7 protein-coding genes are annotated in these 12,475 nt (G+C 45.3%); 6 read left to right on the top strand and 1 reads right to left on the bottom strand.

Annotation, left to right across the window (positions count from 1 at the left end; all coding sequences use genetic code 11):
- Window positions 1–178 precede the first annotated feature (178 nt).
- From ACTS60_RS07720 to ACTS60_RS07730, 3 genes are all read left to right on the top strand, one after another.
- Entirely contained in the window at window positions 179–1,276 is a 1,098-nt protein-coding gene (locus ACTS60_RS07720) for an efflux RND transporter periplasmic adaptor subunit (RefSeq protein ID WP_440887770.1), read from the top strand.
- Complete coding sequence (locus ACTS60_RS07725) at window positions 1,276–4,326, top strand: efflux RND transporter permease subunit (protein ID WP_440887771.1); 3,051 nt, start codon at window positions 1,276–1,278, stop codon at window positions 4,324–4,326. The genes ACTS60_RS07720 and ACTS60_RS07725 overlap by 1 nt, the downstream gene beginning before the upstream one ends.
- 669 nt (window positions 4,327–4,995) lie before the next feature.
- Window positions 4,996–9,072: an ImpA family metalloprotease gene (locus ACTS60_RS07730; RefSeq protein WP_440887772.1), complete on the top strand. Its 4,077-nt coding sequence runs from the start codon at window positions 4,996–4,998 to the stop codon at window positions 9,070–9,072.
- Window positions 9,073–9,268: 196 nt separating this feature from the next.
- On the opposite strand, the gene yjeH is transcribed toward ACTS60_RS07730, so the two are convergent.
- Window positions 9,269–10,531, bottom strand: a complete 1,263-nt coding sequence (yjeH, locus tag ACTS60_RS07735; protein ID WP_440887773.1) for an L-methionine/branched-chain amino acid transporter — start codon at window positions 10,529–10,531, stop codon at window positions 9,269–9,271.
- Between the two features lie 176 nt (window positions 10,532–10,707).
- Between yjeH and ACTS60_RS07740 the strand changes: the two genes are divergently transcribed.
- The 3 genes from ACTS60_RS07740 to ACTS60_RS07750 are packed head-to-tail and all read left to right on the top strand — an operon-like array spanning window position 10,708 to window position 12,441.
- Entirely contained in the window at window positions 10,708–11,163 is a 456-nt protein-coding gene (locus ACTS60_RS07740) for an Lrp/AsnC family transcriptional regulator (protein ID WP_440887774.1), read from the top strand.
- The gene (locus tag ACTS60_RS07745; RefSeq protein WP_171307095.1) at window positions 11,160–11,537 is read left to right on the top strand and encodes a nuclear transport factor 2 family protein; all 378 of its coding nucleotides are present in this window, start codon (window positions 11,160–11,162) and stop codon (window positions 11,535–11,537) included. The genes ACTS60_RS07740 and ACTS60_RS07745 overlap by 4 nt, the downstream gene beginning before the upstream one ends.
- On the top strand, window positions 11,527–12,441 hold the full coding sequence (locus tag ACTS60_RS07750; RefSeq protein ID WP_440887775.1) for a LysR family transcriptional regulator: 915 nt from the start codon (window positions 11,527–11,529) through the stop codon (window positions 12,439–12,441). The genes ACTS60_RS07745 and ACTS60_RS07750 overlap by 11 nt, the downstream gene beginning before the upstream one ends.
- Window positions 12,442–12,475 lie beyond the last annotated feature (34 nt).

A 12,475-nucleotide genomic window follows, 5' to 3' on the forward strand; every position in this document is an offset into this window, starting at 1 on the left:
CTAATCGTTTGTCATTGTTTTGTGCTAACTCTAGCAAGAATAGATAAGGGGTAAACTTTTGAGTTTACCCGTGCCTGAATTGACTTTAAAATAAACTCCGAAGTTTACTTCTGCGCTTGTGCGTAAAGTTCAATAGTGACTACTCAATAGTGGGTCACGCTCTTGGAGTAAAGAAAATATGGTCGCAACTAAATTTGGCCAAAACACACTTAAACTGAGTGCTATTTCAGCACTGCTCATCTCTTCCTTAAGCATTACCGGTTGTTCTGATGAAAATGAGGTATCAGACGTCGCACCACTAATCAAACCTGCACTTATTGAAGTCGTTACAACCCAATCAGCAACGGAGCTCAGCTTTAATGGCATCGTGCGTGCTGCAGATAGCGCAGATCTCGCTTTCCGAGTAAGTGGAAAACTGACCAATATTTTCGTTAAGGAAGGAGATGAAGTAAGCAAGGGGCAACTGCTTGCTTCCTTAGATGATCGAGATGCAAAAAACGCATTGGTGTCAGCGCAACTAGAGTTTGAGAATGTGTCTCGTGAGTACGAGCGAGCTCAAGCTGTATTTAAGAAAAGCCAAGCAATTTCAAAGGCTGACCTAGATACCATCACGACACGCTATAACCTTGCTCGTACACGCGTGGAGGATGCAAAACGTCACCTAGAATACACCCAAATCTTTGCTCCTTTTGATGGTGTGGTTGGTCGCAAGTTGGTTGACAATTACATTCAGGTCCAAGCAAATGCACCGATCCTGATTGTTCATAATATTAATGATCTTGAAGTGGTCATCCATATTCCACATAAAGTGATGCTCTCAGGCAAAGAGGAGACCAGAGCGATTGCTGAAATCTCCGCCATTCCTGGGCAATCTTTCCCATTAAAGCTACGCACGGTTGCGACGGTTGCTGATCCTGTTTCTCAGGCGTATCCGGTCGTGTTAGGTTTTGAACACTTAAATGGTTTTCATGTATTGCCGGGAATGGCAGTGAAGGTACTGCCCGTCTCCACTTCAGGCAATACTCAGAATCAACAAATTACCTTACCACTGACGTCTATTGTTCCTGACAACCAAGGCAAGCAGTTTGTCTGGGTAGTTGGCAGTGATAACAAAGCACAGAAGCGTTATGTGGCGATTGGTGCACTCAATAAAGACCGCATTATTGTCACCGAGCACCTTTCACCAGGTGAGCAAGTGATCATTGCAGGGGTATCAAGTGTGAAAGAGGGTATGGAAGTTCGCCCTTACACGGATGATCGCGTTGGAGCACAATGATGGACATTGCACGTTATACCATAGCCAAGCGAACGAGTGTTTGGGTGCTTATTGCTCTAATACTGTTAGGTGGTTACATCAGCTACTTCAAACTAGGTCGTTTTGAAGACCCTGAGTTTGTTATTCGTCAGGCGGTGATTGCGACACCTTACTCAGGAGCGACAGCGCAGGAGGTCTCTGACGAAGTGACCGATGTTATCGAAGGCGCCGTTCAGGCTTTGCAAGAAGTCAAAGAAGTGAAATCTGTCTCGATGCAAGGAATGTCAGAGGTCACGGTCGAGATTAAACTCGAGTTTGCAGGCAGCGCCGCTGAACTACAACAAGTATGGGATAAACTTCGTCGTAAAGTGACCGATGCACAGCGACAGCTTCCACCGGGGGCAGGGCCGTCGATTGTGAATGATGACTTTGCGGATGTGTATGCATTGTTCTTTGCTGTTACAGGTGAAGGCTTCAGTGATAAGCAATTGCAAGATTATGTCGATAGCTTGCGCCGTGAAATCGTACTCGTACCGGGTGTGGCGAAAACAGCGACACTGGCACAGCAACAAGAAACCATCTTTGTTGAAATCTCAAGTGAGCGCTTAGCCGAGTTTGGCGTATCAGCTGAGAAAGTGTTTCAAGTTCTGCAAAATCAAAACTTAGTCACAGTGGCTGGTAGCATCGAAACTAACGCGATGCGCATTCCTGTGATCCCAAGTTCCAATATTGATTCTGTTGCCGACCTTAAAAATCTACAAGTAGGGCTAGGTAACAACAATACTGTGCTTCGTTTAGGCGACATTGCGGACATCACTCGCGGTTACAAAACGCCGGCAACCATGCTAATGCGTTTCAACGGTGAGCGAGCCGTGGGCTTTGGTATCTCCAACGTTTCGGGCGGTAACGTTGTGGATATGGGAGACGCGGTAAAAGCCCGTTTGGCCGAACTGGAAAGTCAGCGCCCATTGGGTATGGAACTGAATGTTATCTCGATGCAATCAGATTCTGTTCGCGCATCGGTAGCGAACTTTATCGACAACTTGATCGCTGCGGTTGGTATTGTATTCGTCGTGCTTCTGCTGTTTATGGGGGTACGTTCGGGTGTGATTATCGGTTTTGTGCTTCTACTAACGGTGGCTGGCACACTGTGCATCATGCTCATAGAAGATATTGCGATGCAGCGTATCTCTCTTGGTGCGTTGATCATTGCTTTGGGTATGCTGGTGGATAACGCCATTGTCGTGACCGATGGCATCTTGGTGCGTTTTCAACAAGATCCAAACGCCGATCGCAACACTGTAGTGTCTGAAGTCGTTGATGTAACCAAGTGGCCCTTATTAGGGGGAACCGTCGTTGGTATCTGTGCATTCAGTGCGATTGGTTTATCGCCTTCGGACATGGGGGAATACGCTGGCTCGCTGTTTTGGGTGATCCTTTACTCAATGCTATTAAGTTGGGTATTTGCAGTCACAGTGACGCCAATGCTGTGCCATGATTTCCTCAAAGTAAAAGCAGCAAATGCAGATAAGAAACCAAGCCGCATCGTGGCTAGCTACAAAGCACTGCTCGCATGGGTATTGAAATACCGTATCATCAGCTGTGCACTGTTGCTGGGAATGATGACAGCAGCGATTTGGGGCGTGAAGTTTGTGCCACCTGGCTTCATGCCAGAATCTCAGCGCCCGCAATTTGTTGTGGACGTTTACTTGCCGCAAGGATCTGATATCAAGCGTACCGAGGCAGTGGTTGCCAGCATTGAGCAAGATGTGAAAGCCAAAGAGGGAATTACCAACATCACCAGTTTTGTTGGTGGTGGCGGCTTACGTTTTATGCTCACCTATGCGCCAGAAGCTCGTAACCCAAGTTACGGCCAACTGCTGATTGATATTGATGATTACACGAAGATTGCTCCGTTATTGGGTGAGCTACAAAGTGAGTTAGAAGCCAAATACCCAGATGCGTCCATCAAAGTGTGGAAGTTCATGCTTGGTCGCGGAGGTGGTAAGAAGATTGAAGCCGGTTTCAAAGGCCCAGATAGCGCGGTGTTGCGTCAACTGGCAGAGCAAGCGAAAGCTATCATGCTGGCGGACAGTAACTTAATAGCGGTTCAGGATGATTGGCGTCAACAAGTTCCTGTGCTTCGCCCTGTCTATTCTGCAGAAGAAGCCCAGCGATACGGGCTGACTACGATGGAGATTAACCAAGCTATCGCGCAAACCTTAACGGGTCGGAATGTAGGTGTATATCGAGAGGGAGATGATTTGATCCCAATCGTTGTCCGCGCGCCGGAAAGTGAGCGAAGCCACCAACGCGCGATTGAAAATACAGAAGTTTTCAGTCCGACAGTGGGTGCTTATATTCCAGTAAGTCAACTCGTGAACTCTGTTGATGTGGTATACCAAGACGCCATCTTGCGTCGAATTGATCGCATGCCGACGATTCTGGTGCAAGCGGATCCAGCGCCGGGTGTATTGACGGCAGACGCATTCAAGCAAGTACGTTCTCAAATTGAAGCCATGGAGCTGCCAGCAGGGTACGAGTTGAAATGGTATGGGGAATATAAAGCGTCGAAAGATGCCAATGAAGGGCTTGTAATCTCAGCGCCATACGGGTTTGCTGCGATGATTCTTTCGGTGATTTTTATGTTTAACGCGCTGCGTCAGCCACTGGTGATTTGGCTAACGGCACCGCTAGCGGTTGTCGGTGTCACCGTGGGGCTTATCATCTTCCAAACACCGTTCGAGTTTATGGCCATTCTCGGCTTCTTAAGCTTGATTGGTATGATGGTGAAAAACGCGATTGTATTGGTTGACCAAGCGGATGTTGAAATTCGTGAAGGTAAAACGCCATATACCGCGATCATTGATGCAGCACTAAGCCGTGCCCGTCCGGTTCTACTGGGCGCATTCACGACTATTTTGGGTGTAGCCCCGTTGCTGATTGATCCATTCTTTAAGAGTATGGCGGTGACCATTATGTTTGGTCTACTGTTTGCCACGATTCTTACTTTGGTCGTCATTCCGCTGTTTTACGCCATTTTCTTCCGCGTAGAGGTGGAAACAACGTAATCAACACCCTTAACTTAAAATGGAGCCTTGTGGCTCCATTTTTTGTTTTTTTGCTAGCAGTTTGACTGGTTAGTGAAGCGTTATACTCGATGCACCAAGCTTCCAAATAAAAGTGTGTTAATGACCGTTGAGTCGGCCAAGGTCCCTTAAACACATTTTTAGTTGTAAATCCCAGCACGTCCATAGGCTAATGGAGACTGAATAACCTATAACAACCGTTAAAGGGAACATAGCCTCTCCAAAAAGAGTAATCACGCTAGAGCACTTTTGATGGATTTTCCTAGGACTAGGAATAGTGGAGCTCCTATATTGTCACTTAACTCTCTGTTTGTTTTCATAAATACAGAGCTTTTTCTGCAACCCTTCCCCGATAAGGCGTGTTGCTAGCAACGCGAGTTTCTCTGTTTATTGATTCTATAATGTGAGTAATTGTACAGGCATATATTTCTGGAATGTATGTCTCAATACGTATATTTGACGTATTGCGTATGGTATGAGGGTGTCTGTAATATCCCGAGCACTCGAATGAGAGTGAAAAAATATCCAAAAAAGTGTTTTCATAACGGTAGCTTAACTGAAAACGATGCTGCATTTAGGTTGTGGCTAACCGTCGTTCACAAACGGCCTTTTGGATAGGTTCTTAATTCTTACAACACTCAGTAATATAAAATGAAAAAGCTCATACTCGCATCTATGATCGCGACAGCTCTAACGGGTTGTGGTGGTGGCTCCGATGATCCATCGGCTCAGTTCGATAAACCTGTTATCAATGAAATACCTAAATTAGAAGCTCAAGTTCAAAACCCAGATAGTGATGTATTTACGTATTCCATTGATGCGTTCTCTGTAAGTGGTGAAGACCTAGTGTTTGGTCTGGAAGAAAATGAACACACATGGATTACGATCAACCCTAGAACGGGTGTGATTTCTGTTGACTTAAATTACGCAGTTACGGGTACATATACATTTGTAGTTACCGCAAGTGACAGTAATGCTGTACAGAAGCAAACAGTGACGTTGGAAATTGCCACGTTTGAGGTCGATCCGAATAATCCTGAACCTGTCGTTTCGGATATCCCAACAATCAATGCACGTACGAATGTTGTCTCTACGTTCCAAATTGAAGCCATGGATAACGAGCCAATGTCGTTTTCGCTTGAGGGCACCGAATCAAATCCGCTACCTGAGTTTGTTTCTATTGATCACAAAACAGGCTTAATCACAGTTGATGCACATAGCGGCTCTCAAGACACTTATGAGTTTATTGCTAAAGTTTCTGATGGGAATAAAGCAGTCGAAAAAACGGTGACCTTAGTGGTTTCGTTTTATGCAGATCCTGAAAATCCAGATTTTCAAAATACAGTACCCTCGGTGAAAGCCATTGATCCTATTATTGTGAAAACGGGTAAAACCGCATCATCTCAAATTTATGCCAATGATGCAGATGGTGATTTTCTTTCTTACGTTTTAGCGTCGGACGCTCCGGAATGGGTCTCAGTGGACCAAGATGGCGTGATCATTGCAAAACCTAGTGATGAGCATGTTGGTAACTACAGTTTCAACGCGATTATCAGTGATGGCTTTGTTGATGTGAATCGCTCGGTTTCGGTTTTAGTTACAAGCTCTACACCACCAGTAACAAACACGCCACCAAGCGTCGCTTATTTTGACGACGTTCATGCAAAGCCAAATAAAGAAACGATCGTTCGAGTGAATGCTGCAGATGCCGAGGGAGATGAACTATCGTATTCCTTATCTCAAAACCCGGATTGGGTTTCGATTAATGCTGCGGGGGTCATTTCTGTAACACCGACCACAAGCGAACAGGGTAAGCACACTTTTACAGTGACCGTTTCTGATGGTACTTATAACGTAGAACGGGAAATTTCAGTACGCGTATTTGTGTCTCCAGACCATGTCGATCAAGCGGTTGTTTCTGAAGACCATAATCTTGCGACAGAAGCGCAACTGCTTGAGCGTGCAAAAGAGATCATTCTTGAAAAAGCGGTGGAGAAAGAAGCTTTATTAACTCGACTGTTCACAGGTGTTGATAGTATCGATTGGATCCCATCACACGATTCACAAATTATCACAAGTTTCTCATCGATTAATGACTCAACGGTAATCTTGCAATCGAACTCAAACCAAAGTGGTGGAGAGTCGAATGCGACACTTGCTGTAGCAGGCACCAAACCTAACGGTCAAAACTATGTGATTTTCGGCGGCAATCCGTTCGGCGTTCATGGTTCTGGCGATATTGATATTTACCTTAAGAATGTGATTAATTGGCTAATAGGTGAAAGCAAAATCACTCTGAATGTCATAGCGGTCAACCAACCAAACAGCGGTTATTTCTATCACCATAACAATACGAAAACGTGGCTAGAAAATAATTACCCTGAAAATCACACACTCAACGATTACCGTACTTGTGAGTATGAAAATATCAAAGCGTGCGCGATGGAAAGTCGTCCTGATTTCGTGATCCTTGGTTCTGATGATAGTGCTGGCCGTGGATACGAAGGCATCAAAGCTTCAATGGAGTACCTAGAACAACAAAAAATTCCATTTATTTTGGTATCCCATTTGCGCCATGCATCCGCTTTAATTAGTCCTATTCTGATTGAATCTGGTGTCACAACAGACACTAACTATTGGTCTAAAGTTACCTTGTCTGGAGCAAATAAAGATAATATCTCCGCACTCACTGATCAGCGCCTTGATGTTGTCCAAGACTTTATTAACGATGAGTATGACATGAGCGCAGTTGATGCTTGTGGCTCTAACTATATTGTTTGTGACACTGCACCGTTCTGGTCTGCATTTAGAACCAGCGCCGATGCGCTACGTAACGATATTTTATTTTTCGATAAGTTCAACATTGACCCATTCAGTGTTGACGGCTCAGAGCTCGCGAAAACCATTTTGCTGCTTGCTGATAAATATCGTTCCGAGATCGATTATCCGATTTCATTTAGTGAGCCGGAAGAGTGGTACCATGCGATGTTCGCAGACTGGATGGTATCTTACTCACGACCGGATAACCTCGCACAGTCAGACCTAGGTGAATACATTCACAAGGGCGATCCTGTGAAAGGCGATCTTGCGCATTACGAATACCCAGAAACCACCACGAAAACCAAAAACATCAGTGTGCCTTATGCAAACCAATGGACTGGAACAGGTTGGTATGCATTACCATCTCAACCTGTAACGTTAACGCGCAGTGGTGTGGATACTCATGATGTCTTTGTTAAGTTGTACTACGCTCGTCCTAATACCAACCGAGCATTTGAAACGAATTCATATAATCGACCATTGGAATTAACCACTCAGCGTTTAACGATTCCACCACAAGGTTCTGTGACATTCTCGACGCCTTATGGTGCGCCTATTTACTTGCACATTAATGGTGATGGTGAAAGTGAACTCACAACCAACATCACGGCGAGCGGGATCACTGAACATCCATTTATTGATGACTTCACAAGCGAAGAGCAGATTGCTCAATTTGAACAGTTAGTCAACACGACCGATCTTCCTCATGTCGATTTGAAATCTCCGTCGTATGAGCAGCATGCACGAAAAGACAAGTTAGGTGAAGGCGATGTGCGTCAGTTACTAACGATGCTTCGTGATGAGCACATTAATGGAATCTACTCATTGGCAGGTTTTAAAGTACAAGGCCAAAGTTTAGATCAGTCCACTGACAAAGATGCGATGGCGATTTGTAAGACGAAAATGGGAGTAGAGGATTGTACCGACGAAACGCTGCATGTTCGTAAGATTATCCAACATGCAAACTATGACCGCCACGCGCAATGTGGTGTAGGTTGCTCAGGAAACCCATGGGATTCTGCTTACAATATTAGCCCTAGAGGTTGGTTAGATGGGCACGAACTTGGTCATAACCTGCAAACTGGTCGTTTGCGTGTAGGTTATGCAACAGAAGAAAATCGAAACCTGTGGAATCAATACAGTGATCGTGCGGGTGAGAACTCAAACAATATTTTCCCTTATTATGTGATGTGGAATGGACATGCGGTTGTTGACGGCGAAACAACGCCTTTAAATGACGGCCACATGAACGGTAAAGAAACGTTCTTTGCCCTTCAATCTGATTATTCAAACGTGACGGACGCTGATGGTAACCGTGTGGTTTATACCCCTACTTGCGGCACTTTAGATGCGGGGAAAACGTCACGCCATGAAGCAATTTGGTCTAATGGTGGCTATGCGGCAATCAATGGCATTCGCATGTCTTTCTATACTCAGATGGCACTGCAAATGCACGGGAAATCACTCGCTGACGATTCAGTGTTAGAAAGTGGATGGGGTATTTACCCAATGCTTTACTTACACGAGCGTATTTACGGCAAATATGCAAAAGATGAAACAACGTGGAACGCAAACCGCGAACGTTTAGGCTTTGCCATGTTTGATTGGAGCAATTCACACGGAACCATGAATGGTATTCAAGGTAACGATTTTATGTTGGTGTCGCTGTCGTATTTGACGGGCATGGACTGGAATTCCTACTTTGAAATGTATGGTCTACGCAACTCTGATACCGCCAAAGCACAAGCGAGCGCTCACGGTGTGAAAGGCGCGGTTCCGGTAGGCATGTATGTTCACGAACAAGATTTACCGCCTGGGAATATGTCAGCAGGAATGACATGGTTGCCACTAGGTGGTGCAGACACAGTTTGGACGCGTGACGATAGCTCGCCAGCTAACTGCCAGTAATTACCCTATAAAAACATAAGCCTCGTATTAGCGAGGCTTTTTTTATTTTGTCACATAGGTGCTCCCACGATTTATTCGACGCACAGACTTGCTGCGTCAAAGAATGAAGTATGAATCATTCTTTGACCTAACAAACGTTGGTATTTGGAGGTTTCGATCTCCTTCAGTTGTTTGAATGACGTCTAACTTGGTCTGGTCACCCAATGAGTCTGCTTTGACGCTTTTTTCGCCATTGTTTCCATGGCAATGAAAGGACAGCAAAAATAGTAATGGCGTACAACATTGACCAGCCTAGGCAGATAAATACTGCGGTACATAAGAGTAGCGAAACTCCTGCGAGAAGTTTGCTTGCTCCTTGCAGTAATTTATAAGCAGCGAGCATGGCAAGTAGGTAAACCAAAACAAAAATTCCGTTGGCAAGCTTGAGGAAAAACTCCAGATCCAATCCTGAGAGTGAGCCGATAACACAAGAAGCAAGTAAGATAGCACCGACGATAATTGTGGCATTAGCAGGCACACCACGAACCGATACGCGGGCAATCGCACTTGTTGGCTTGTACTCCCTTGCCTGTGCCCACACCATGCGAGCTAGGCTTTGGGTGTAGAGGTTGATGCTAGCAAAACATGCTGAGAAACCTATTAGACTAATTAGCCATTTGGCATGGTCACCAAATAGATGCGCACTTAACCAAGGGATAGAAGCGCTGTCGAACTCGGTACTGCCATACGCGCCAAACTTTAGGATCACTACTGAGCATGCCCAGTAGGTTACACCAGCGACAAAGCAGCCAACGATAATAGCAATAGGGAAGTCTCGTTGTGGGTTCTTAAATTCTTCTCCCATGTGTGCAAAGGCTTCTATGCCGACAAAGCACCAGAACATGACCCCAAGAGCTGCGGCAATCGACCAAGTCGAATCCATGGTGATAGCTGGCATCGTAAGATCGACATAGCCAACATCGCCTTTCCATAAAAACGCGCCAACCAAAGCAAAAATACTCAATGCAATAACGGTTTGCAGACGTCCTGATGATTTAGTACCAAGCAAACTAACGAAAACTAAGAGAGCGACCGTGAGAACTTGTGCGAAAAGGTGGTTGCTGATTGCCTCTGGTAACAGTTGTTGTAAAAAGCCCGCGGCCAGAGCAACCGCGGCAGGGACACCAACAGGAATCACGCTGACAAATAACCATGCAACGCTGCTTTCTAATTTGGGGTTAAAGGCTTTACGGACAAAAAAGGCAGTGCCTCCAGCATTAGGGTAGCGCTTACCGAGTTGTGCAAAAGTAAGCGCAATTGGGCAGATAGCCACGAACAATACAATCCAAGCCCACAGAGAAAAGTGTCCTGCGATGCCAGCTGCAATTGCCGGAATCATAAATAGGCCTGTTCCCATTAAAGTGGTGGAGAGCTGACCAATGCCTGATATCAGCGTAATGTCTTTGTTGAGTTGTTCCATTCCTGCCCCTGAGCTTCCATATGCCGTGAGTGTCAAGCATAGCTAATTTCTGCATAACAATATGATGTTGTCGACCGTCAAAATGACGGTTGTTGTGCTGATAACCTTCAAATTGTCGGTTTTCAACAAGTGGTAATTGAGTAGAATGGAAAAATTAAGGAAAGCTTGGTGAGTTTATGGACAAATTTGATCATCAAATCATAGAACTATTGCGTCAAAATGCTCGTCTCTCAATTACTGAAATCGCGGAGCATGTCAGTTTGTCACGCTCGGCAGTCACGGCCCGTATAAAAAAGTTAGAAGCCGATAAAGTCATCCTTGGTTATCACGCTGATATAGCAACATCTAACGAGTCGACGATTTGTGCTTACATGGCGCTAAAGTTTGATACTTCAGCGTCCACCCACCATTGTGATGCGTACTCCAATGAGTTGTACAAAATCGATGGGGTAAAGTGGTGCCATGCTATCAGTGGCGAGACCGATATGATGCTGTTTGTTGAAGTGCCTAATATCGCTCGTCTGAATGAGATTCGAGATCATATTCAACGTTACCCAGAACTTCGTAATGTCATGACACATACCGTGTTGACTGAGTTCTTTAATACCACAGGGAGCAAGTTCGTAAAATGACAGAGAAAGACATCGTCCTCAACTTCTGGAAAGCGATGGAGGGTAATGATTTCTTTGCGGCGGCGGAGTGCCTTACGCCAGATTGTGAAGTGATTTGGCCGTTAACCAAAGAAGTAATTCGAGGCAGAAAGAACTTTGCCGAGCTCAATTCTGCATACCCCGCAGAAGGTGAGTGGACCTTCACCATTGAACGTATTGTGGCGGATGGCGAGCAAGTGGTTACCGATGTGGTGGTGAGTGATGGTGTTCGAACCGATCGAGCAATTACCTTCCACACTGTGCGTGAGGGGCTGATTTGCAAGCAAGTCGAATACTGGCCAGAAGAGTACGCTGCAGCACAGTGGCGTTCAAAGTGGGTCGAGCATGCTGAATAATATCAACCTAAATTTATTACGTTCTTTGCATGTTTTACTCGAAGAGTGCCATGTAAGTCGAACGGCTGAGCGGTTACACATTACGCAGTCGGCTGTTAGTCGCCAGCTGGCTCAGCTACGTGATCTATGTGGCGATCCTCTATTAGTGCGTCAAGGTAACCAGCTGATTCCAACACCCAGAGCACTAGTGTTGAAAGAAAAGTTAGATGCGTTACTTGCGGAATTTGACCACCTTCTTGATGACAAACCTTTCGAACCTTCGGATTGGAAAGGAGAGTTAGTCTTTGCATCGAGTGATTATGTTGCCCAATACGTGTTGCCAGACATTGCTTCACACTTGAGTGGTTTTGCGCCTCAGTTAGACATGGCTTACCGACTATGGCAGCCGGACTTTCTTGATAAGCTCCATGAGAGCGGTATTCACATCGCCTCTTCAATGTACCCGGAAAAACCGCAAGGAGTATCGAGCGTGAAGATCGGTGAGGATTCGTCAGTCTGTTTGATGAAAGCCTCTCATCCGTTAGCAAAGCAAGAGCATATCAGCGTTGAAGATTTAATTTCATATTCTCATATCAAAGTGACTGGTGGTGGTGATAAAGATTCCTACACCGATTTGGCGTTAAGAGAGTTAGGTCATACGCGCCACGTTACGTTCAAAGTGCCTTTCTTTTCTGCTGCCATCAATCGTTTGGTTTCAAGTGAACATTTAATGGTGGTTCCAGAGCATATTGCGGTTAACCTCGCGAAGCATTGGGATTTAGCCCATAAATCGCTGCCTCTCGAAACCCCTATTCATCAATATTGGTTAATGTGGCATCCGAAATACGATACGGATCCAGCGCATAAATGGGTTCGAGAAGAGATTCGTTCAGTGATGCAAATTTCAGAGTATTCCATTCGCTAATAAGTGCATTGTTATGCTATGACTTGGAATCATG

This window comes from Vibrio sp. WZ-1, assembly GCF_052037695.1.
Classification (GTDB): domain Bacteria; phylum Pseudomonadota; class Gammaproteobacteria; order Enterobacterales; family Vibrionaceae; genus Vibrio.